This window comes from Streptomyces sp. MBT65, from assembly GCF_016612545.1.
Classification (GTDB): Bacteria; Actinomycetota; Actinomycetes; order Streptomycetales; family Streptomycetaceae; genus Streptomyces.
Genome location: NZ_JAENRY010000009.1, coordinates 1 through 22,555, shown reverse-complemented (window position 1 = coordinate 22,555; position 22,555 = coordinate 1). Strand labels below are relative to the sequence as shown.

The window sequence follows — 22,555 nt, the reverse complement described above, 5'->3', positions numbered from 1 at the left end:
GGTCACCGTGCAGCATGTCCTCACCGACGAACTCACCGTGCGCTGCGTCGAGTTGGTCGACCTCAGGGACCGCGTCACCGACGCCTCCGGCCTGCAACGCCCCGCCTTCTGCCAGGTGGACGACACGATCCACGACAATCGCGCCTTCGGGCGTCTCGTCGTATCCGAACTCCTCGACCGGGGCCTGTAGTTGCAGGCCCTGGGCCCCCTTCCTCGCCCCACCGATGCCACGGAGGTCCCTCATGGAGGACTACGCACTCAAGGCCGTCGAGCGGCTCACCACCCGCCCCGCCGAGCCCTACGACACCCTGTCCGTCGCGCCGATCACCCCGCTGCTGGGCGCGGAGGTCACCGGCCTGGACCTGTCCCGGGAGCTGACACCCCAGCAGGAGAAGGAACTCAAGCACGCGTTCCACACCCACCACGTCCTCGTCTTCCGCGACCAGGACATCACCCCCGAGGAACACAAGCGGTTCGCGGGCGTCTTCGGCGAACTGCACCCCGTGGCCCTCGCGCCCGAGGGATCCGACCCGTACATCCTGGAGATCAAGGCGACCAAGGAGTCCAAGGCCGTGGCCGGCAACGGCTGGCACGCCGACGGCACCGCCGACGCCGAGCCCTCCCTCGGCTCGCTGCTGTACATCACCACCATCCCCGAGGGCGGCAGTGGCGGCGACACCGTCTTCGCGAACATGCACCTCGCCTACGAACTGCTCTCGCCGACGATGCGGAGCTTCCTGGAGAGCCTCACCGCCGTTCATGACGGGGCCCTGCCCTGGATCGCCGCCGGACAGACCCCGCCGCCCGAGTACGAGGTGCCGCGCACCGAACAGCCGGTCGTCGCCCGTCACCCGGAGACCGACCGCAAGCTGCTGTTCGTCAACGCCCCCTACACCTCGCACATCGCCCAACTCTCCCGCACCGAGAGCGACGCGCTGCTGGAGATGCTGTACGCGCACATCGCCCGCACCCCCTTGCTGCACTGCCGGGTCCGCTGGCAGGAGCGCACCCTCGTCCTCTGGGACAACCGCAGCGTCCAACACCACGCCGTCTGGGACTACTTCCCGCACACCCGCGAGGGGCGCCGGGTGGCCGTCAACGGTTCCCGGCTGGAGGCCTGAGCGGGGTCCCGGTTGACCGACGCGAGCGAAGGTGCTCAACTCCGTGCTGTCGTGGGTGTGTTGGCAGACAGGGGTGACTCGCTCCCCACCACGCGACTGGCCGAGGGGTTGCCGGCGGTGCGGGCGTTCGCGCTGCGGACCTTTTGGGGGAGGGTGAAGGCGTCGGCCAGCCAGCCCAGGCCGCAGATACCGAGGGTGCACAGGTGCAGCAGCCCCAGGCGGGTCCTGCCGAGATAGAAGTGGTGAACTCCGAACAGACCGAGGAAGAACCACCAGACATACGCCACGGCGACCGACCGCGGAGCACGCGGGGCGCCGACCTGTCGTAGCGGCGGCGCCGCCGTCGGGCGAGGCCAACTCCCGGGCCGTGCACCCTCGATGGACACATGCGGCAGGACGCGGTCCAGCCAGGCAGGCAGCCACCAGTTCGCCCGGCCCAGCAGGTGCATCAGCGACGGGACCAGCACGGTGCGCAGGACGAAGGCGTCGATCGCGGCGGCCGCGGCCAGTCCCACGCCGTACTCGGCGATGACCCGCTCACCGCCGAGGACGAAGGCGGTGAACACGCAGATCATGATCAGGGCGGCGGCGTTGATCAGCCGGCCGGTCTCTGCCTGGCCGACGCGGACGGCGCGGTGGTTGTCGCGGGTGCGTTCCCACTCCTCGTGCATCCGGCTGACCAGGAAGACCTGGTAGTCCATGGACAGGCCGAACAGGATCGCCAGCATGATCACCGGAAGCTCGGCCTCCACCGGCCCCGCCTTGCCCAGGCCGAGGAGTTCGGAGCCCCAGCCCCACTGGAACACGGCGACCACGACCCCGAAGGACGCGGCCGACGCGAGCAGGTTCATCACGGCGGCGGTCAGCGGTACCAGGACACTGCGGAAGGCCACCATCAGCAGCAAGCAACCGAGCCCGACGATCACCCCGAGGAACATCGGCAGCTTGCCCGCCAGCAGATCGGCCAGGTCACCGGCGGCGGCGGTCGAGCCGCCGACGTGGACCGTCAGACCGCTTCCCCGCTCGGCGGCGGGGACAACGTCCTTGCGGAGGTGGGTGATCAGGGTGCTGGTCGACTCGTCCTGGGGTGCGGCGGTCGGTACGACGTCGATGGCGGAAAGGCGTGTCGCGGCGGTGACCGGTTCCGCCGTGGCCGAAGCCACCCCGGGGGTGGCGCGCACGGCCGAGAGCAGCCTGTCGAGGGCCGACCGGTCGCTGGGCGCGGTCAGTTGGGCGACCAGCACCAGCGGGCCGTTCGAGCCGGGGCCGAAGCCCTGGGCGAGAAGGTCGTAGGCGGCTCGGGTGGTGGTGCCCCGGGGGTCGTTTCCGGCGTCCGAGGTTCCCAGACGCAGGGACAGCGTGGGGAGGGAGAGCACCGTGACGACAAGGAGTGCGATCAGGGCGAACAGGGCCTTGTGACGCTCCACTTGCCCGGCCCAGCGGCCTCGGGCACGTGTCGTACCGCGCTGCTGCGGCTCGCCCGTCTCCGGGGTGCGGGTGGTCAGGGCTCGTCGCTGACGCCTGGTCAGCAGCCGACTGCCGAAGAGGCCGAGGAGCGCAGGCAGCAGGGTCACCGCCGCGATCACCGTGGCCAGTACGGCCGTTGCGGCGCTGATGCCCATCGCGCTGAGCGGGCCGATCCGCAGGACGAGCAGGCCGAGCAGGGCGGTGACCACGGTGAGTCCGGCGAAGACCACCGCCCGCCCGGAGGTGTCGAGCGCCCGGATCACCGCCTGCTCCGGTGTCAGTCCGTTCCGCAGGCCGGTGCGGTGCCGGGTGACGATGAACAGGGCGTAGTCGATGCCGACTCCGAGCCCGATGAGGGCCGCGACCGTCGGGGCGTCGCTGCCCAGGGTCATCACTTGCGAGGTCAGCCCGACGGTGAGCAGCCCGGCACCGAGCGCCGCGACGGCGACCAGCAGGGGCAGGAGCATGCCGAGCAGTGAGCCGAAGGCGGCGAAGAGGATGATGCCGGCGGCGACCAGCCCGATGGCCTCGGTGCTGCGCGTCCTGCCCTCGGCGGCGGAGCTGATGGCCTGTCCGCCGAGTTCCACCTGGAGGTCCGCGTCACGAGCTGCCCGGGCGGTGTCGATGACCCGGGTGACATCGGCGGCCGGTATCCGTTCGGCCTGCGCGTCGAACGTCACCGTGGCGTAGGCGGTCCGGCCGTCCTCGCTGATCCGGACCGCGCCTTCGGGGCCGTACATGCTGCTGACCGAGGCGACGGAGGGGAGCGTGGCGACCCGGTCGAGCATGGAGGTCACCTTGTGTCGTACGGCGGTGTCCCGGATCGAACCGTCATGGCGCAGGTGCACCACGATCTGGTCGGTGTCCCCGGCCTGTCGGGGCTCGGACGCCTGGAGCCGCGCCTGCGCCTTGGAGGACTCCAGGCCCGGCAGGCTGAAGGCGTCGGAGTAACTGGTGCCGAGTGTCGCGTACGGCACGGCGAGCGCGACCAGGAGGGTTGCCCAGATACCGATGACGAGGAGGCGGTGCCGGAAGCACCATGTGGCCAGTGCGGACATGGCTGAACAACGTCCTTTGAGATAGGGGGAGTTGGCGAGTGCGGGAAGCGGGATGGAGCGGCTTCCGCGCTCATGAGCCGGTCGGCGTGGCGGGGAGCGGCTTGTCGAGCATGGTGCAGACCGCGGTGTTGAGCAGGGCCTCGGTGACGGCGGCGGGCCTGGGTGCCGCGATGCCGAAGATGGTCGGGACGAAGACCGAGACGGTGCGTCGGCCGGTGCTGTCGGTGTAGTCCCAGCTGGAGTAGCCGGGGGCCTGGCCGTCGTGGCCCCAGACCGGGCCACAGGGGGTGGCCCTCTTCTCCAGGCCGAGGCCGTAGCGGTTCGGGTTGCCGCTCTCCTCCGCGACGGTGGTCTTCATCTCCTTGAGCTGGGCGGCCGGCAGGAGCTTGCCGGACATCAGCGCGGTGTCGAACCGGGCCCAGTCCGCCGCGGAGGAGACCATGCTCCCTGCGGCCCACTCCGTGTTCTCGTTGACCCCCGTGACGTCCAGGTAGCCGGCGGGCCGGGCGGGGCCGACGAACACGGTCCCGGCGGGGATGCCGGGCCACAGCACCGGGGCCAGATGTTTCGGGTCGGGTTCGTAGTCGTGGGCGAGCCGGGGGCTGTCGGTCCGATCGGAGCCGTTGACCAAGTAGCTGTTCTCTAGGTGCAGCGGGCCGGCGATCCGCTCCTGGACCAAGTCGCTCAGGCGATGTCCGGTGGCCTTCTCGGCGACCAGGCCGAGCGCGATGTAACCGGTGTTGCTGTACGAGTACTTCGTACCGGGCGGGAACAGCGGGTCGTGCCCGACGCCCACGGCGAGCAGTTCCTCGGGGGTCCACTGCCGGTTGTCCTGACCGGTGAACGTCCTCAGGACGTCGGCGTCGTCAGGGATGATGTTGTACAGGCCGCTGGTGTGGTCGAGCAGCATCCGTACGGTGATCGCGGACCCGTCGGGGACGAGGCCGGGCAGCCATTTCTCGACCGGGTCGGTCAGCTTGAGCCGGTGCTCGGCGACCAGTTGGAGAACGACGGTGGCGATCATCGTCTTGGTGTTGGAGCCCATCCGGAACTCGTCGCTCACGGTCAGGGCGTGGTCGGTCCTCGCCCAGGGCGTCTGCCGGGCGATCACGGTCGGCTGTCCGCGGCCGTTGTCGACCCGCACGAGCACGCCGGGGGCACCGGCGTCCACGACCTGCTGGGCGAGCGTTGTCAGTTGGGCCTTCTGGGCCGCTGTCACGCCGGGCCGTCCGGCCGAGGTGCGGACGGGGTCCTGCGCCGCGGTCGCCGCCGTGCAGGCCATGAGCGTGCCTGTCAGCGCCGTGGCCAGGGCCAGGGTCAGGCAGGCCTGCCGAGTGGAGCGCGGGCAGGGGGTGTTCCGGGGCATGAGATGTCCTCCTCGATACGGGGCACGGTTTGCCGGGACGGCCGAGGAGAGGATCCCTGGGGGCTGCCGCACCATCGCCTTCCGACGGCTCCAGGCTTCCGGCGACGCGGACGAAGAACACTGATGCTGGGCCCCGGCGATGGTGGAGGTATCCCCAGTGCGCGGACCGGAGTCGGCGGGTCATCATCATCTTCCGGCGCGTGATGAACTGCCGTCCCGTCACGGCGACTTCCCGTCGGTCGGCCGTTCTACGCGCTACCGACGCACGACGATGGAGCGTGATGACCCGTACCGGCGAGCATCAAGTCCCGCTCAGCGCGGGGCAGTTGGGGGAACGTCCCACGCCCGGCGTCGGCCGACGGGCCGCTGTCGCCCTACGGGTGAGCCTGCTGGGCTGGTCGTTCGTGCTGCTGCTCGGCTCGGTCCTGGGTTTCACCCTGCTCACCGTGTGGACCACCTCCCTGACGGTCGTCGTGTTCTGGGTCGGTGTCCCGCTGACTCTGCTCTCGACCGTCCTGGTGCGCTGGTTCGCGGACCTGCACCGCCGATGGGCCGCCGACCGACTCGGTGAACCGGTGGCGCGGCCCTACGTGCCGACACCCGAAGGCAGTTGGCCGACGCGGCTGTGGGCGATCGCCCGCGACCCGGCGACCTGGCGGGACTGGGCCTGGCTGGCGGTCAACTCGATCACCGGGTGGTTCACCTACGGGCTGTCGTTCCTGTTCTTCGTCTGCGGTGTCGTCTACCTGAGCTATCCACTGCTGATCGCGCTGACCCCGCCTACGGTGTTCCGCACACCGCTGGGCAACGGCTTCCGGCTGCACAGCGTCCAGGAGTCGTTCGCCGTGGTGCCGCTCGGACCGGTGTTCCTTCTGCTCTGGTACACCACGGCCGTACGGCTGGCGAACCTCAACGCGCTGGTGATCCGTACCCTGCTGGCGCCCACCGCGCAGGCCCAACTACGGGCCCGTGTGGCACAGTTGGCCGCCTCGCGGGCCGAGACCCTAGACACCCAGGCGGGCGAACTGCGCCGGATCGAACGGGACCTGCACGACGGCGCGCAGGCCCGACTGGTGTCGCTGGGCATGAGCCTGGGCCTGGCCGAACAGCTCCTGCCCCAAGATCCGCAGGCCGTCGCGGAGTTGCTGGCCGAGGCCCGCGCGTCGACCGCCGGCGCCCTGGCCGAACTACGGGACCTGGTACGCGGCATCCATCCGCCGGTGCTCGCGGACCGCGGCCTCGACGGCGCCCTGAAATCCCTGGCGCTGGCCAACCCGATACCGACGACGGTGGTCACCAGCCTGCCCGGACGGCTGCCCGCGCCGGTCGAGTCGGCGGCCTACTTCGCCGTGGCCGAGGCGCTGACGAACGCCATCAAGCACGCCCGGGCCCACCACATCGAGATCGGCGTGGAGTTCACGCCCCGCCCCGGTACGACGGCGGGGCTGCTGACCATGCGGGTGTACGACGACGGCCGCGGCGGCGCCGCTCTCGACGCCGGTACCGGTCTACGGGGTGTCGCCCGCCGTCTGTCGGCCTTCGACGGCACCCTGACCGCCGACAGTCCGCCCGGCGGACCCACCGAGATAAGGATGTCGCTGCCGTGCGCATCGTCATAGCCGAAGACCTCGCCCTGCTCCGCGACGGCCTGATCAGGATCTTCCGGGCCAACGGCTTCGAGGTCGCCGACGCGGTCGACAACGGCCCTTCCCTGATACGGGCGTTGACGACCCACCGGCCCGACGTCGCGGTCGTCGACGTACGGCTGCCCCCGGCCTTCACCGACGAGGGGCTGCGGGCGGCGATCGACGCACGCAAGCTGATCCCCGCCCTGCCCGTCGTGGTGCTCTCGCAGTACGTCGAGCAGCTCTACGCAAGGGAGTTGATGTCGGACCGCGCCGGAGCGGTGGGCTATCTGCTGAAGGACCGGGTCATGGCGGTCGACCAGTTCGTCGCCAACGTCCGCCAGGTCGCCGCCGGCAGTACGGTCATGGACCCCGACGTGGTCGCCGCCCTCCTCACCCACCGCTCGACGGACCCCCGCCTGCTGGAACTGACCCCGCGCGAGCACGAGGTCCTCTCGCTCATGGCCCAGGGCCGCACCAACGCCGCCATCGCCGCCCGGATGTACGTCAGCGAGAAGACCGTCAGCAAACACAGCTACAACATCTTCACCAAGCTCGGCCTCGAACCGTCCGAGGACGACCATCGCCGGATTCTGGCAGTGCTCGCGTACTTGGAAGGCTGAACTGCCGCGCAGTACCTGCCTGCCTGGAAGGCCACGCCGGTGGGTGGTCGACGCAACTCGCCCGACTGTGGACGGAGTTACCGGAATACACGGATTCCGCCGCTGGACCGTCGCTTCGGCGCTACGCTGAGTAGCCGCGTCGGTGGGGGAGGGGGCGGCTCATTTGTCCGGTGCCGCAGGTGTGCCGTCGTCGGGCGCGGGGCCTGTTGTGGCGGCCTCCGCCGGCTCGCCCCGGCCAGGGTGGTGGGCCGCACCCTTACGGCGGCGGCTGTCGGTTCGGGGCAAGGCTGTCGCCCTGGCCCTGTCCGGCGCGGTGTTCGGGACGTACGTACTGATCGTGACCGCACCGGGCCGGTACACCACCACGACCACGATCCTGTTCTCGGGAGCTGTCGGCGGCCTGTATCTGGGCGCCGGACTGCTGGCGCGCCTGCGTCGGCCCGCCAATCGTGTCGGGCTGATGATGCTGTTGGTCGGGATCGGCTGGTTCGCGGAGGACCTGCAGATCAGCCTCGATCCGGTCGTGCACACCGTGGGGCTGCTTGTCCGTTCGGCGTCCAGTGGGTTCCTCATACCGCTGTTGCTGATGTTCCCGGACGGCCTCTTGAGGTCGCGGACCGATCGGGTGCTGGCCGGTGCCGGATATCTGACAGCCTTCGGGCTGATGCCGGTGAGCGTCCTGTTCTCCACCTCGGTCGTGGAGAACCTGCTGCTGGTGCACCCCGTGGACTGGCTGCGCCAGTTGACCGACGTGGTCCAGTTCGTCATGAGCGGAGCCGTGGTCGCCGTACTTCTGGTCCGCTGGACGACCGCCACACGTCCGGCCCGGCGCGTGCTCACCCCGCTCTTCGCCGTGGGCCTGATGGGCGGTCTCGCCTCCGCGCTGGACGGGATGCTCGGGACCGGGCCCTCATGGACGCACACCCCTCTCATCAACATCGCGCATGTGGCCGTACTTCTGCTGCCGTTGGCGTTCCTGGCCGGGGTGTGGCGCGTCCGGATGGGCCGGACCGCCGTGGCCGATCTGCTCCGCCGGATGCCGCTCGCCTCGAAGGAACAACTGCGGGACGCGCTCGCGAGAGCCCTCGGCGACAGCTCCGTACAGGTCGGATTCCCCGCCCCCGACGCGGCCGGATACGTCGACAGCCAGGGCCGTACGCTCAGCGCCGCACCTGGACAGCAGGTCAGCCCACTGGAACGGAACGGCCGACGGGTCGGTGTCCTGCTCCACGACCCGGCGCTGCGCGAGGACCGCTATGTGCTGGAGGCGGTCGTGTCCGCGGTGGCCCTGGAACTGGACAACCAACGGCTCGCCGCCGAGGTGCGGGCGCAGTTGGCCGAGGTCCGTGCCTCCCGCGCCCGTATCGTCGAGGCGGGCGACGAGCAGCGGCGGCGGATCGAGCACGACCTGCACGACGGAGCGCAGTCGAGGTTCGTCACCGCGCTGGTGACGCTGCGGCTGGCCCGGCAACAGTTGGCGAACCGGCGGGTGTCCGAATCGTCCGAACTGGATGACCTGGCCGAACTGCTCGACCGTATCGGCGAGTTGATGGGCGAGGGCATGGACCAACTGCGCGACCTCGCGCACGGAATCCACCCGGCGGTCCTCAGCGAGACGGGACTGGTGGCGGCCCTGGAGATGATCGCCGCCCGGTCCCCCTGCCCGGTCCGGGTCAGCGCGACGGCGGTGCCCGAGCTGCCGCGGCCCCTCGCGGCCACCGCGTACTTCGTGGCGGCGGAAGCGGTCACCAACACCCTGAAGCACGCCCACGCGACGAGCATCGACATCGAGGTCCGGCACGAGGACGGCGTGCTGCGTCTCACGGTCACCGACGACGGCGTCGGCGGCGCCGACCCGGACGCCGGCACCGGGCTGCTCGGTCTTCGCGACCGGGTCGCGGTGTTCGACGGCGAGATGACCGTCACCAGCGCGCCGGGTCAAGGGACGGTCGTGACCGCCGAGTTGGTGACCGGACGCCCCGGGCCGACAGGTGTCGAGGACGCGCGCTCCGGGCGGACGGCTCCGGCCGAGGGGGAGGACGGACGAGGATGACGGCTTCGGGACCGCCGCCGGAATGGACGTCGAAGGGAGATACACCCAGGACACGCCCTCTGCGTATCGTGCTCGCCGACGACGAGCGGCTGTTCCGGTCCGCGCTCGCCGCGCTGCTGGAGAGCCGAGGGCACCGGATCACCGCCCAGGTCGGCGACGCCGACGCGCTGCGCGCCGCGGTCGCCCGTACCGACCCCGACCTCGCGGTGATCGACATCAGGATGCCGCCCACGAAACGGCTGGAAGGCCTGCGGGCCGCGGTGGACATCCGGCAGTCCCATCCCGGTGTGGGGATTCTCCTGCTCTCCCAGAGCGTCCAGGTCACCCATCTCAGCGAACTGACGGGCTCTGGAGTCAGGGGCGTGGGCTATCTCCTCAAGGAGCGGGTGGCCGACGAGCACTTCCTGGACACGGTGCGCCGCATCGCCCAGGGGGAGTGCGAGTTCGACCAGGAGGTGCTGGGCCTCCTCTTCAACGGCCGTCACCGGCACGAGGGTCTGGCGAGGCTCAGCGCACGGGAACTGGAGGTGCTGAAACTCATGGCCCAGGGACTGACCAACCCGGCCATCGCGAGCCAACTGGTGGTCAGCGTCAAGACAGTTGAGACCCATGTCGGCGGCGTCTTCAGGCGGCTCGGACTCCCCGACGAGAGCGAGGGCGAGTACCACCGGCGCGTCCTCGCCGTCCTCACCTACTTGCAGTCCGACCGTTCCGACTGACCATCGCGGCCGCCTCAGGACTCCGCCGCGAAACGGGACAGCGCGGCGGCCGACAGTCGCGCCTTCGGCAGGAAACCGGCCGCCGGAGAGCAGGCGATCCGCCCGCCGAACTCGTCGGCCTCCCGCACCGAACACAGCACGATCACCACGCCCGCCGCGAGCGCGTCGAGCTCCCGGGCGGCGGCGAACACGTCCTCGCCCGGGAGCCCCAGGTCCAGCAGCACGAGGTCGGGGCGATTCCCCCCGGCGATCCTCGCGACCGCGGCCGAGGCCGAGACGGCCTCCGAGACGGCGTATTCACCGTCGGCCTCCAACAAGGCCCGTACGGCGGCCCGGTAGGCGGGATCGTCGTCCACGACAAGCACGCTGCGACCCATGACCTCATGCTGACGGATCCCCTGACCTAGGGCATCAGGGCCAGCACTGAGAACACCGGTCCCGAGACGGGTGGCTGCCCCGAAGACCCGGACCGGCCGCGAACTCAGACTGGTCGGACAGCCCATGGGCGCGGGCGTGACCGGGAGTGAAAGGCCCGGCGTACGACCCGTGGATCGGGATTCGTTTTCGGGGGGAACGTATGCGGGGTTCCATGGTGAGGCTGCTCGCGCCGGTACTGCTCGCGGCGCTGGTGGTCACCGGTTGCAAGAAGCCGGCTGACGGGCTGTCGGGTTCCTTCAAACCCAACTTCCTGCCGGTGACCTTCACGATCGACTCGTCGGGGCGCATCAGCGTCAGCGCGGACGCGTCGATCGTCACGCCGCTGGGCGAGGTCTCGGTGTCGGGATTCCAGCAGGAGCTGGGCAACCCCAAGCCGTATCTCGTGGCGGCCATCCGGCATCTGGTGGGGGGCGCGGCAGCCGATCAGAGCGCGTTCGTGGACCGGACCACGGGGCCGGTCCACGCCGCGTACGCGGAATATACGGATTACACGAACTATGCGGAAGGGGGTGCGCGGTCGGTCAACTACACGGAGGCGGGTGCGCGGTCGGTCAACTACGCAGAAGGGAGCGTGAGTTCGGTCTACTCCCTGTACAAGATCGCGGCGGAGGGTCGTAGCGTCCAGCCCGCACTGAACGGACAGCCGCTCGCCCTGGCGAAGAGCGGCACGATCGTCGTCGATGCCACGCACACGAAGCCCGGCAGCGTGACCGAGGTGCAGATAGCCGACACCGAGGACCAGGACTCGCCCGTGCCCTCCGGTACGGCGTCCTCCTGTGCGGGGACCGACGCCATCGGCATCACGCTCCCCGAGGTTTCGGCAGGAGCCGAAGTCGCCGACACAGTCGCGGAGTTGACGGCCGACTGCCTTCAGGTCCAGTACGCGGCGGAGCCGGCCGACGGGGTGACGGAGGGCACCGTCGCACGGGTCGTGATCCCGACCGAGGGCTCGGCCGACCCGGTGCGGTTGCCTCCGGTGGACGAGGGCGCACCGGGGCCGGGGGACCATGTGACGGTGAGCCGACGGTCGCCGGTCACGGTGTATGTCGCGGCGACGGCACCCTCGCCTTCGGCCTCGTCCTCGACTTCGCCCTCGCCTTCGTCGAGCAGTACTGACGAACCCTCCGGGGAGCCTTCCGAGACGGTTGTGCCAGGAACTGCCCTGGTGGAGGCTGCCGCGTACGCGCCCGTACGCACGGCCCCCGGCACGACCGGTGAACAGGCCAGCCACATCGAGCCGGGAGCCCAGTACCGGGCGGTGTGCGTGACGCACGGCGGGTCGGTGCAGGCCCACGGCTACGCGAGTGACCTGTGGGTCGAGTTGCTCCTCAACGCGGGCGGCACCGGCTGGGTCACGGCCACGGCGCTCACCGGCGGGCCCGACGGTCTGTCACTGTCCGAGTGTCCGGGCACCGGAACCGACACCTTGTCGCCGACGCCCTTGGACACCACACCGACCGGCTGACGGCTGACGCCCACAGGAACCGGTCGCCCATCCACGGTTCGTCCCCGTGGGTGGGCGGCCGGTTTCGTGTGGGACGCGATCGCGGTACGTCGGCCGGTGCGCGCGTGAGGACCGGTCTCTCAATTGTCTTCTCCCGCCCCATTGTGGTGCGCCCTGCACACCTTTACTGTTCGACTTTGCCTGAGTCTGTTTGATGCTGTTCGCCCAGTCGGTCTGGAGGCCGCCGTGCGGGGTAGTCGGAACGGTTCAGAGGGTGCGAGATCCGGTCGGCGTCGGTGGTGGAGGGCGGTCCTGGCGACGGCCGCGACCATCGCCCTGGCGGCGGGCCTGACCGCGCCGGCCACCGCGGCGGCGCAGGACATCGGAGAGCGGCCGCCCGCAGTCAGTGCGCAGCCGCCGGCCGTCAGTCCGCAGCCCCACACCGTGACCCTCGACGGCTACTCCTTCCTCGTCGACGGCAAGCGCACCTATCTGTGGTCGGGCGAGTTCCACTACTTCCGGCTCCCGAGCCAGGACCTGTGGCGCGACATCTTCCAGAAGATGAAGGCCGCCGGCTTCAACTCGACCTCCCTGTACTTCGATTGGGGCTACCACTCGCCCAAGCCGGGCGTGTACGACTTCACCGGGGTGCGGGACGTCGACAAGCTCCTCGACATGGCGCAGGAGGCGGGCCTCTACGTCATCGCCCGTCCGGCGCCGTACATCAACGCGGAGGTCGACAGCGGCGGACTGCCCGGCTGGCTGACCACCAAGGCCGGTAACAACCGCAGCGACGACCCGCAGTTCCTGAAGTACGCGGACGAGTGGCTGACACAGATCGACCGGATCATCGCCCGCCACCAACTGACCAACGGCACCGGGTCGGTGATCGCCTATCAGGTCGAGAACGAGTACTACAACGGCTCGACCGCCGGCCGCTCCTACATGCAGCACCTGGAGGACAAGGCCCGCGCCGACGGCATCACGGTCCCGCTGACCGGCAACAACAACGGCACCTTCAACTCCGGTACCGGCGCATTGGACGTCGACGGCCCGGACTCCTACCCCCAGGGCTTCGACTGCTCCAACCCCTCGAAGTGGAACGGCGTCCCGGACATCAGCTACGACCACCCCGCCGGAAAACCGCTGTACTCACCGGAGTTCCAGGGCGGCGCCTTCGACCCCTGGGGCGGACCGGGCTACGACAAGTGCGCCCAGCTCATCAACGACCAGTTCGCCAACGTGTTCTACAAGCAGAACATCGCCGTGGGCGCGACCGCGCAGAGCTTCTACATGACCTACGGCGGCACCAACTGGGGCTGGCTGGGCATGCCGCAGAACTACACGTCGTACGACTATGGAGCCGCGATCCGGGAGACCCGGCAACTCGACCCGAAGTACGACGAGGACAAGCTCATCGGGTACTTCACGCAGGCGGTCGCCCCGCTGACGAAGACCGAGGCGATCAGGGCCACGCCACCGGACGACTCGGCGGTCGTGGACACCGCCCGGATGAACCCGGACACCAAGACGCAGTTCCACGTCCTGCGGCACGGCAACTCCACCTCCACCGCGGTCGACAGGACGCACATCTCACTCGACTTCAACGCCCAGCCGTCCGCCGACACCACCTACACCTGGGACGACCCCGACTCCGCGCTGCAGTACGCCGGTTCGTGGTCACACGTGGCCAACACGAGCTACACCGGGGGCGATTACCAGCACACGGAGTCGTTCTCGAACAAGGCGGGCGACTCGCTCACCGTCCCCTTCGACGGCACCGCGATCCGCTGGATCGGCTCGAAGACCAACAACCACGGCTACGCCGACGTCTACCTCGACGGCACCAAGGCGGCGACGGTCGACGACTCCGGCAGTGAGAGCCACGCGGTGCTCTTCCAGAAGACCGGTCTGACCCCCGGCGCGCACACGCTGAAGATCGTCGTCGCCGGGAACCACGCCTCGGGCTCCACGGACAACTACGTGGCCGTCGACGCCATCGACGTGCCGACGGCCGAGGCCGGCGCGGAGCCGACCTACCCGGTCGTGCCGCAGCAGCCCGGCACCGCGATCACGCTCGACGGCCGCGACTCGCATGTGATCGTGGCCAACTACCGCCTCGGCGAAGCGCAGTTGCAGTACTCGACCTCCGAGATCATGACCGACGCGACCATCGGGGACCGGGACCTCGCCGTGCTCTACGGCGACGAGGACAGCGACGGCGAGACCGTTCTGCGCTACGCCACCGAGCCCACCGTGACCGCCAACGGCGGTACGGTCGCGACCACTTGGGACCCGGCCACCGGGGACCTGCGCCTCAACTACACGCACAAGGGCCTGATCCGGATCACCGTCAACGGCGACGGGAACCGCCCGCTGCTCCTGCTCGTCGGCGACAAGGACACGGCGAAGACGTTCTGGCGCCAGGACACGGCGAGCGGCCCGGTGCTCGTGCGCGGCACCCACTTGCTGCGGACGGCGACCAGCCTGCACGGCGGCCGCACCCTGGCGCTCACCGGCGACAACGCCGACGACAAGAACATCGAGGTGTTCACCTCCGCCGCCCAAGTCACCTGGAACGGCAGGGCGTTGGGCGCTCCGGCAGTCAACAGGGCAAGCATCGCCGGGAAGATCGCGGTGGCCGCCCCGATTCACCTGCCGACACTGACCAGTTGGAAGCACGCCGAGGAATCCCCCGAAGCGGCCCCAGGTTTCGACGACACCGGCTGGCAGGTGGCCGACAAGGCGACCACCAACAGCGTCTCCGGCGTCAACTCGCTGCCGGTGCTCTACGCGGACGACTACGGCTTCCACACCGGCAACACGTGGTACCGCGGCCGCTTCCGCGCCGGCGGCAAGGAGACCGGCATCCACCTGGTGTCGGACTCCGGGGGAGGCGCGCAGGCGTTCTCCGTGTGGCTCAACGGGACCTTCCTGGGCAGTTCCACCACCGGCAGCGGTGACTTCACCTTCCCGGCCGGCTCGGTGAAGTCCACGGGCGACAACGTCCTCTCCGTGCTCACCGTCAACATGGGGCACGAGGAGGACTACAACTCCACCAACGGCAACAAGACCGCGCGTGGCCTCACCAGCGCCTCCCTCGTCGGCGCGCCACTGACGTCCGTCACCTGGCGCCTCCAGGGCGTACGGGGCGGCGAGGACCTCCAGGACACGGTCCGCGGCCCCCTGTCGACGGGCGGCCTCTACGGCGAACGGGCCGGCTGGTCCCTGCCGGGCTACCCGGACAGCGGCTGGAACCGCGTGTCCCTCCCGACGACCGACACGACACCCGGAGTCTCCTGGTACCGCACCGACGCCAAGCTGGACCTGCCGCACGGCCAGGACACCTCGCTGGGCCTGACGTTCACCGACGACCCGTCCCGCAAGTACCGCGCCACGATCTTCGTGAACGGCTGGCAGGTCGGCAACTACGTCAACTACCTGGGCCCGCAGCACACGTTCCCGGTCCCCAACGGCATCCTGAACCCCGACGGCCACAACAGCATCGCCATCGCCGTGTGGAACCTCGACGGCAGCACCGGCGGCCTCGGCAAGGTCTCGCTGACCGACTACGGCAGTTACGCCTCGTCCCTCCGCGTCGCACAGAACGACAGCCCGCGCTACGACGCCCGGACCTACGCGATGCCGAAGCGCCCGGGAGCGGATGTCACCCTGGACGCGCCGGACACCGCGCAACCCGGGCAGGCTTTCACCGCCCGGGCGACGGTACGGGTGCCGAAGGACCGACCGGCCGCGTCCGGACTGACGGCGGCGCTCTCCGCCCCCGACGGCTGGAGAGTGAGTGCCACGAGCCCGACGTCGGTGGAGCGGCTGCGGCCCGGCGGGTCGGCCACCTTCACCTGGAAGGTCGCGCCGCCGACCGGAACACTGCCCTCCGCCTCGGCACTCAGCACCACCGTGCGCTACCGGCAGAACGGACGGCAGGCCACGGGCGGTGACGAACGCATCGTCCGCGGGATCCCGCCGGCTCCACCGGCCGGGACGAGCGATGTGAGCGCCCTGTCGTTCCTGTCGTCCACCAACGGATGGGGCCCGGTGGAACGGGACACCAGCGTCGGCGAGCAGGCGGCCGGTGACGGCCGTCCGATCACCATCGCCGGCGTCGGTTACACCAAGGGGCTGGGCACCAACTCCGTCAGCGACGTCGAGCTCTATCTCGCCGGACAGTGCTCGCGGTTGACGGCGGACGTGGGCGTCGACGACGAGACCGGCGGTGCGGGCACGGTGACCTTCTCCGTCATCGCCGACGGCAAGACGCTGGTCACCACGCCGACGATCCACGGGAAACAGGCCGCGGTGCCGATCGACGTCGACGTCAGCGGCGCCCAGGTGATCGACCTCAAGGTCGGTGACGCGGGCGACGGCAACGGCAACGACCACGGGGACTGGGGGATGCCGACGCTGACGTGTGACTGAGTGGGCGCCGTGCCCGTCTGCTCCCCGTCCTTCTCATGAGTCCCTTCGGGGGCGACGCGAAGAGCTGTCTTGCTACGCGTCGCCCGAACCGTCGAGGAAGCGAAGCAACTCGGCGGTCTCGGCGCGGAGTTGTGCGGCTCGGTGCGCGGGCGCGGTCAACTGCGCGGCGACCTCCAGCCGCTCGGCGGCTTCCGCTTTCACTACCTCGACCACACTCTCCTCGCTCAGCTCACGCCGGGCCGCTTCGGTGGCGCCGGCACCGAAGCGGCGATTGCCCCGCACATGCGGACACTGGTTCGAAGAGCGGGGCAACCGGAACCGTCCCTCGTGGGTCTAGCCATCGATGACACACCATCAGGTTCCGCCGTACGGGGAAGCGGCGAACCCAGCGTCCCGAGGGGGGACTTCATGCGCATCCGCCCGACCGTCGCCGTCACTTTTCTGACGGCCGCCCTTTCCGCATCGGTGCTTCCGGCCACCGCCCACGCGGCGGACACGGCCGTTGCCGACCAGACCACGTTCTCGAACGTCGTGGTGAACGGCGGCAAGGACATCGTGCTCGGCCTGACCACCAGAAAGACCGTCACGATCACATGGACGGCCCACGACCCGGAGGCCGTCGTCGCGTCCTGGGCCTACCTGTGGCACGGTCCCAACACCGACGACGCCGACGGCATCCTGCCGCTGTACCCACCGGCGGGAACCTGCGCGGTGTCGGCGGCCGACCCGACCACTTCCACGTGCAAGGTGAGCTTCGGCGTGGACGCCGCACGGGACTTCGACCACAACGCCCTCGCCGGTACCTGGAAGGTGCTCGCCGGGGCGCAGGACAGCACCGACGACTGGACGGAGATCGACGTCTCCGGCACGGCCGACTTCAAGCGGGCCGCCAAGGTGACCGTCAACGCCTCGCCGGAGCCGGTGAAGAAGGGCAGGACGATCACGGTCACCGGGAAGCTGACCCGCGCCAACTGGGAGAGCGGCACCTACACCGGCTACCAGAGCCGACCGGTCCAGCTGCAGTTCCGTAAGAAGGGCAGCTCGGTCTACACCGCGCTGAAGACCGTCACGAGCGGTGTCGGCGGCAAGCTGAAGACCACCACCAAGGCCAAGTCCGACGGCTACTTCCGCTACGTCTTCACCGGCACCGCCACCACCGGACCGTCCACGGCGACGGGTGACTTCGTCGACGTCAGGTGATGGACCGCGCTCGCTCCCGCCCGTCGGCGGCGTGGCGCGGGTGCTAGGGGCCGGGTCGGCGTTCATCCGGGGTGGACGCCGACCCGGCGTCGAGCGGACGTCGGACGTTCGATCCGGTTGCCTGCCGCAGGGCGTGCGGGCGAGTGCCGTGGGGTGGCCGGCCGTACTGTCCTCGGCGACCTCCGCACCCAGCTCCCTCGCGGGTATTCCGCCTCGCAGTCGACGTGCGACGTGCTGGTGGCCGTCTCCAACCCGCTCGGACGAAGTGAGCCCAGAGGTTCCGAAGGAGTGCCCTCTCCCCTTGCCGCCGCGTCGAAATGCCGTAGCCGCCGCCGTCTCCCGGCGGTGTCGGCCCGGCCGACGGATGCGGAAGTCGCAGCTGGAGGCGACCATGAGCCTCATCGAGGCGAGTGGAGATGCCCGTATGACGTGTTCCGCCGAAGCATCGTTCGGTACGGCTGCGCGGACCCTGATCGCGCCTGCCCGCTGTGGACTCCGTCCACCGCCTGCTCCGCCACCGGGCCGGGCGTGGGCGACCGCCACCTCGTAACCGCACACGGCTCGGAAAGGGCACCGATGTCCGGAACTGGAACCTCCTCCTCGTCGCGTCGGCTGACGCTGACCGCGATGATCTTCGCGGTGGCGATGACGTTCATCGACCAGACGATCGTGTCCATCGCCGCACCGAACATCCAGGCGGAGCTGGGCCTGACGAACACCGGCGTGCAGTGGGCCATCAACTCCTACCTGCTCGCGATGGCCGCCCTGTTCGCCTTCGGAGGACGGCTCGCCGACACTGTCGGGCACCGGCGCATGGTCGTCCTCGGGGTGGTCGTCTTCGCCGCGGCGTCCGCACTGTGCGGGCTGACGCCCAAGGGCGGCGCAGCCGAGGGATGGCTGATCGCGTTCCGGGCGCTCCAGGGGGCGGGCGGCGCGCTCATGTACCCGGCGGCCCTGGCCATCGTGGTCAACTCCTACGCGTTGCAGGAGCGCGGCAAGGCGCTCGCCCTCTTCTTCGGGATCGCGGGCGGTCTCACCGCGGTCGGACCGATCCTCGGCGGCTGGCTGACGCAGTGGACCTGGCGGGCCATCTTCTGGGTCAACATCCCCGTCGCCGTCGTCGCACTGGTGCTCATCGCGATGGCACGCCCGCACACCCCGAACCGCCCGGCCCCGATGGACTACCGCGGACTGGCACTCATCGTGGCCGGTGTGGCCCTGAGCATCTTCGGTTTCCAGCAGTCCTATCTGTGGGGCTGGGACTCCGCGGCGACCTGGCTGTGCATCGTCGTGGGCCTGCTGCTGCTCCTGGTCTTCGTCCTCGTCGAGAAGCGAACGACCCATCCGCTGCTGGACGTCGACCTGTTCCGTGACCGGGCCTTCCTGGTGCAGAACATCGTCCTGGGCGTGGCCATGGCGGCCTTCGTGCCGGTGTTCTTCTTCACCAGCGTGTACGCGGAGGTCGCCCTCGGGAAGAAGGCCTCCGAGGCCAGCCTCGACCTCCTCTACGTCTTCCTCGGCTTCGTCGTCGCCGCGCAGATCGGCGGACGGATGCTCGACCGGATCGGCGCCAAGCGACCCGTGGTGCTGGGCTGCGCACTGGCCTGCGTCGGCTTCTTCCTGTGGGCGGGCCGGGTGACCGAACTGAGCGAGAGCCGCATCGTGTGGTGCATCGTGCTCGCGGGTGCGGGCATGGGCCTGATGCTGGGGCAGTCCAACACCGACGCGGTCAACCGGGTCTCCCAGCTCTCCTACGGCGAGGCGACCGGAGCCACCCAGACCGTGCGCAACTACGGCTCCAGCCTGGGCCTGGCCGTCCTCGGCACGATCTTCGCCTCGGTGCTCCAGTCACGGATCACCGATTCGCTGATCGCGCAGGGAATGGGCCATGCGGCGGCGAGCCGGGAGGCCAAGTCGATCTCCCAACTGAGTTCAGGACAGGGCAGCGGCAGCACCGCGTCCATTCCGCACTTCGTCCGACTGGACGTGGCCGAAGCCACGCGCTCGGTTCTCCTCGGTATGGGTGTGATCATGGCTGTCGCCTTCGTGGTCGCCCTGTTCGGCCTGCGCCGCGGAGTCCAACAGGAACTGCCCACCGACAAGCGGGAGTTGAGGGCCGCCCAGGCATCGGACACAGGAGACTGAAGGCACGGCACGGGACGAAAGAGGAGACCGGAATCTCTTCCATCGACCCGTGAGCGGTTGAGGCGCCGGGCGACGGTCACCGCTCAGGGAATCGGCCCGGTGGTCCGGATTCAGATGGTGTCCGACGGCTGCCAGGTGGCCCGGACCAGTGCCCGTTCCGTACCGGCCAGATAGACGGCCGCCGCGAGCCAGGCCCGTGCGTAACCGTCCGGATCGGCTTCCTCCGTACGGCCGAAGACATCGCGGCCGCGCCGGTCCGCCTCCGAGGCGAGGGCGTGCGACAGGTCCGCGGCTGTCCGGAAACCGGCCCGCCGCAGCGTCACGACGGCTCCGGCCCGGTCACCGTCGCGCGCGGGTTCGGCGGCGGCCCTGCGGCCGCCGGACACGGCGACCTCGACCAAGCGCCGCAGCCGCCACAACGGCGCCTCGGCCACCGGGTCCGGCGGGACGGAGAGGAACCCGGGCGTCTCCGACAGGGCGTCGGCGGGCGGTAGATGAATGCCCTCGATGCGGTCGTAGCCGAGATCGGCGTGGCCCAGCCATTCCGTCGGCAGACGCAGCGTCGCCGTACTCTCGTCCGGCACCGGGCCGACGGCGAGTGGCCGGAGCGTGGCCGCGCGATCGGGGTCGAGGCGGCCGACGACGCGCAGCCGCAGCCCGGGGCGGGCGGCCAGTCGGCGAAGGTTCGCGGTGTGGGCGAGGTCGGGGTGGCCGTTCGACGGCAGCAAGCGGATCAGGAGGCCGTCCGTCTCCGGCCGGCCGGGGGTCAACTCCTGTGCGAGCAACTGGTGGTCGACCACTCCGACGATGACCAGATCGCAGCCGATGAGCTCACCGTCCGTCCGCTCGGCCTCCTCCGGGTCGCTCACCGGAACGTTCCCGAGCCGGGCGGCGACGGCCTCGGCGAGCGGCCGGGCGAACAGGGCGGCCAAGGGGCCCGATGTCCAGGAGAGGCCCGAGAGCGGCGTCGCCCGGACTCCCTTGCCGGCGCCGAGACGGCCGTCCGAGGACAGCGTCGCCCCCGAGATCAGCAGCCCGCCACGGGAGAGCCCGGCATGGTCGAGGCTGCCCGAACCGAGCGCGACGGTGGCCGTGGCGGCGCCGCGCGCACGGGCGACCCCGCCCGGTTTCACATCCGCGACGGTGAACCAGCGCCCGTCGTCGGCGATGAGATGCGTGACCACACCGCCGTACCCGGTGGCGGAGATCACCGGCTCGCGGCACACCCCGTGCACGCGCAAGGAGCCTTCCGGCCGGTAGGCGCGGCGGGCGGTTCCGACCAGCGCCGGGGCCGGATCGGCTGCCGCCAACAGGCTTGTGGTGAGCAGGAGTTCACGCAGGGCGGCGACCAGATCGGCCAGCCGGTGGCCGTCGTGGCGGGACCGGGCGCCGCGCACTCCACGGACCACCCGCAGCGCCGCCGCCTCGGCACGGTGCAGCCCGGCGAGTCGCGCGGTGTGCGAGGCGCGCAGCACCTCAGCCTGCGCCACCGCACCTGCCGCGGGCACCCCGGCGGCCAGCACCGCGGCCCCGGCGGCCCACAGTGAGCGAGCGGCTGCGAGCTGCGCGTCCGTGGGGCCCGCCTGCGGCGCCGCTACGGTATCCACTCCGGGCACATCGACGTCGGCGTCAACAGTGTTCCGCTCCGGCGACTCGACCTCCTCGGCTACGGCTGCCTCCGCGTCGGCCACCGGACAGGCGCCCAGCACGGCGGCGCGGTGCAGACACCGTGGCGCCAACAGGCAACTGCACACGGCCTGTTCGGCATCCGTGACCGCACCCGAGGGACCCGGAGCGAGGACGACCTCCGCGTCCTCACCGCACCGCACCCGTCGTACGGCTCCCTCGACGGTGACGGGCGCGGCCGCGTACGTCTCGATCGCGGCGTCCAGCTTCTTGCGCAGGCGTGAGGTCAGGGCCTCCACGGCGGCAGCGGCCACCTCGGGTGCCACCGGGGGCAGTTGGGGGTTCATCGGGTCTCTCCGCGGAGGCGTTCGCCCACCCAGCGGGCGAGGGCGAGGGGACTGAGGGCGGCGACGGGCATCCCGGCCGCGACGAGTTGCTGCGCGACGGGCACGGAGTAGCGCGGCGTACCGGTGTCGTCCAGTGCGGCACAGCCCATCAGGTGCACCCCGGAACTCGCGAGCGCCCGTACCTCGCCGAGGAGGCCGCCCAATGGGTAGCCCTCCTCGAAGTCGCTCACCACCACCACGAGGGTCCGGCTGGGCACGGTCACCAGGGAGCGGGCGTGGGCCAGACCGGCCGCGATGTGGGTGCCACCGCCCACCCGCACCTCCAGCAGCAGGGACAACGGGTCCTCGACCCGGTCCGTCAGGTCGATCACGTCCGTCGAGAACGCCAGGAAGTGCGTGCTGAGCGTGGGCACGCCGCCCAGTACGGCCGCGGTCAGCGCCGACCAGATCACGGAGGCCTCCATCGACCCGGACACGTCGACCACGAGGATCAGCCGCCAGTCCGCCTCCTTGCGTGAACGCGTGCTGAACACCGGCCGTTCCGGCACGACCAAGGTGCTGCCGTCGGCTCTCTTGCGGGCGTGCGCCAGGTTGGCCCGCAGGGTGCGCGGCAGGTCGATCCGGCCTCCCGGGCGGCGGGTCGGGCGCGGGGTGGCCAGTCCGGACAGCGCGGGGCGCAGCCGGGTGGCCAGCTCCTTGGCCAGTTCGTCGACCAGTCGGCGCACCAGCGGGCGCAGCCGGGCCAGTTGCTGCTCGGGCATCCCGCCCGCGAGCGTCAGCACGGAGGTCAGCAGATCCACCGAGGGACGCACGGAGTTGGGATCCAACTCGGCCAGTACGTCGCTACGGCCCTGGTCGGCGGCGCGGGCGGGATGCCCGAGCAGCA

Annotated in this window: 16 protein-coding genes; 10 read left to right on the top strand and 6 right to left on the bottom strand. The window is 70.4% G+C overall.

Annotation, left to right across the window (positions count from 1 at the left end):
• Positions 1 to 7: 7 nt before the first annotated feature.
• Both JHN63_RS04110 and JHN63_RS04105 read left to right on the top strand, forming a co-directional pair.
• The gene (locus tag JHN63_RS04110; protein WP_200677304.1) at positions 8 to 190 is read left to right on the top strand and encodes a hypothetical protein; all 183 of its coding nucleotides are present in this window, start codon (positions 8 to 10) and stop codon (positions 188 to 190) included.
• 52 nt (positions 191 to 242) lie between these two features.
• The gene (locus tag JHN63_RS04105) at positions 243 to 1,121 is read left to right on the top strand and encodes a TauD/TfdA family dioxygenase (RefSeq protein WP_200677279.1); all 879 of its coding nucleotides are present in this window, start codon (positions 243 to 245) and stop codon (positions 1,119 to 1,121) included.
• A 35-nt stretch (positions 1,122 to 1,156) separates the two neighbouring features.
• On the opposite strand, the gene JHN63_RS04100 is transcribed toward JHN63_RS04105, so the two are convergent.
• Together JHN63_RS04100 and JHN63_RS04095 are read right to left on the bottom strand one after the other, a co-directional pair.
• On the bottom strand, positions 1,157 to 3,646 hold the full coding sequence (locus tag JHN63_RS04100; protein WP_200677278.1) for an MMPL family transporter: 2,490 nt from the start codon (positions 3,644 to 3,646) through the stop codon (positions 1,157 to 1,159).
• A 70-nt stretch (positions 3,647 to 3,716) separates the two neighbouring features.
• Positions 3,717 to 5,012 carry a serine hydrolase gene (locus JHN63_RS04095; RefSeq protein WP_234476111.1) on the bottom strand — a complete coding sequence of 432 codons (1,296 nt, stop codon included), beginning with the start codon at positions 5,010 to 5,012 and terminating at the stop codon, positions 3,717 to 3,719.
• A gap of 281 nt (positions 5,013 to 5,293) precedes the next feature.
• On the opposite strand from JHN63_RS04095, the gene JHN63_RS04090 reads away from it, so the two are divergent.
• From JHN63_RS04090 to JHN63_RS04075, 4 genes are all read left to right on the top strand, one after another.
• Positions 5,294 to 6,631 carry a sensor histidine kinase gene (locus JHN63_RS04090; protein WP_200677277.1) on the top strand — a complete coding sequence of 446 codons (1,338 nt, stop codon included), beginning with the start codon at positions 5,294 to 5,296 and terminating at the stop codon, positions 6,629 to 6,631.
• Complete coding sequence (locus tag JHN63_RS04085; RefSeq protein ID WP_200677276.1) at positions 6,616 to 7,260, top strand: response regulator transcription factor; 645 nt, start codon at positions 6,616 to 6,618, stop codon at positions 7,258 to 7,260. The genes JHN63_RS04090 and JHN63_RS04085 overlap by 16 nt, the downstream gene beginning before the upstream one ends.
• A gap of 208 nt (positions 7,261 to 7,468) precedes the next feature.
• Positions 7,469 to 9,313: a sensor histidine kinase gene (locus tag JHN63_RS04080; protein WP_200677275.1), complete on the top strand. Its 1,845-nt coding sequence runs from the start codon at positions 7,469 to 7,471 to the stop codon at positions 9,311 to 9,313.
• 59 nt (positions 9,314 to 9,372) lie between these two features.
• Complete coding sequence (locus JHN63_RS04075; RefSeq protein WP_200677297.1) at positions 9,373 to 10,032, top strand: response regulator transcription factor; 660 nt, start codon at positions 9,373 to 9,375, stop codon at positions 10,030 to 10,032.
• A gap of 14 nt (positions 10,033 to 10,046) precedes the next feature.
• On the opposite strand, the gene JHN63_RS04070 is transcribed toward JHN63_RS04075, so the two are convergent.
• Complete coding sequence (locus JHN63_RS04070) at positions 10,047 to 10,409, bottom strand: response regulator (protein WP_200677274.1); 363 nt, start codon at positions 10,407 to 10,409, stop codon at positions 10,047 to 10,049.
• Between the two features lie 212 nt (positions 10,410 to 10,621).
• On the opposite strand from JHN63_RS04070, the gene JHN63_RS04065 reads away from it, so the two are divergent.
• Together JHN63_RS04065 and JHN63_RS04060 are read left to right on the top strand one after the other, a co-directional pair.
• Positions 10,622 to 11,935, top strand: a complete 1,314-nt coding sequence (locus JHN63_RS04065) for a hypothetical protein (protein WP_200677273.1) — start codon at positions 10,622 to 10,624, stop codon at positions 11,933 to 11,935.
• Between the two features lie 225 nt (positions 11,936 to 12,160).
• Entirely contained in the window at positions 12,161 to 16,351 is a 4,191-nt protein-coding gene (locus tag JHN63_RS04060) for a beta-galactosidase (protein ID WP_200677272.1), read from the top strand.
• A gap of 72 nt (positions 16,352 to 16,423) precedes the next feature.
• On the opposite strand, the gene JHN63_RS04055 is transcribed toward JHN63_RS04060, so the two are convergent.
• Entirely contained in the window at positions 16,424 to 16,633 is a 210-nt protein-coding gene (locus tag JHN63_RS04055; RefSeq protein ID WP_374222890.1) for a hypothetical protein, read from the bottom strand.
• A gap of 126 nt (positions 16,634 to 16,759) precedes the next feature.
• On the opposite strand from JHN63_RS04055, the gene JHN63_RS04050 reads away from it, so the two are divergent.
• Complete coding sequence (locus JHN63_RS04050; RefSeq protein ID WP_200677271.1) at positions 16,760 to 17,551, top strand: hypothetical protein; 792 nt, start codon at positions 16,760 to 16,762, stop codon at positions 17,549 to 17,551.
• 576 nt (positions 17,552 to 18,127) lie between these two features.
• On the top strand, positions 18,128 to 19,696 hold the full coding sequence (locus JHN63_RS04045) for an MFS transporter (RefSeq protein ID WP_200677270.1): 1,569 nt from the start codon (positions 18,128 to 18,130) through the stop codon (positions 19,694 to 19,696).
• Positions 19,697 to 19,806: 110 nt separating this feature from the next.
• Here JHN63_RS04045 and JHN63_RS04040 read toward each other — a convergent pair whose 3' ends face one another.
• Together JHN63_RS04040 and JHN63_RS04035 are read right to left on the bottom strand one after the other, a co-directional pair.
• A complete protein-coding gene (locus JHN63_RS04040) occupies positions 19,807 to 21,669 on the bottom strand; it encodes an SWIM zinc finger family protein (protein WP_200677269.1) in 1,863 nt (620 codons plus the stop codon).
• The coding region (locus JHN63_RS04035) for a VWA domain-containing protein (protein ID WP_234476110.1) at positions 21,666 to 22,555 on the bottom strand (890 nt) is incomplete at its 5' end. The genes JHN63_RS04040 and JHN63_RS04035, both read right to left, overlap by 4 nt.

Coding starts and splice junctions, on each gene's coding strand:
- JHN63_RS04105 (WP_200677279.1), top strand. CDS start 243: ATGGAGGACTACGCACTCAAGGCCGTCGAGCGGCTCACCACCCGCCCC.
- JHN63_RS04100 (WP_200677278.1), bottom strand. CDS start 3,646: ATGTCCGCACTGGCCACATGGTGCTTCCGGCACCGCCTCCTCGTCATC.
- JHN63_RS04095 (WP_234476111.1), bottom strand. CDS start 5,012: ATGCCCCGGAACACCCCCTGCCCGCGCTCCACTCGGCAGGCCTGCCTG.
- JHN63_RS04090 (WP_200677277.1), top strand. CDS start 5,294: ATGACCCGTACCGGCGAGCATCAAGTCCCGCTCAGCGCGGGGCAGTTG.
- JHN63_RS04070 (WP_200677274.1), bottom strand. CDS start 10,409: ATGGGTCGCAGCGTGCTTGTCGTGGACGACGATCCCGCCTACCGGGCC.
- JHN63_RS04065 (WP_200677273.1), top strand. CDS start 10,622: ATGGTGAGGCTGCTCGCGCCGGTACTGCTCGCGGCGCTGGTGGTCACC.
- JHN63_RS04050 (WP_200677271.1), top strand. CDS start 16,760: ATGCGCATCCGCCCGACCGTCGCCGTCACTTTTCTGACGGCCGCCCTT.
- JHN63_RS04045 (WP_200677270.1), top strand. CDS start 18,128: ATGTCCGGAACTGGAACCTCCTCCTCGTCGCGTCGGCTGACGCTGACC.
- JHN63_RS04040 (WP_200677269.1), bottom strand. CDS start 21,669: ATGAACCCCCAACTGCCCCCGGTGGCACCCGAGGTGGCCGCTGCCGCC.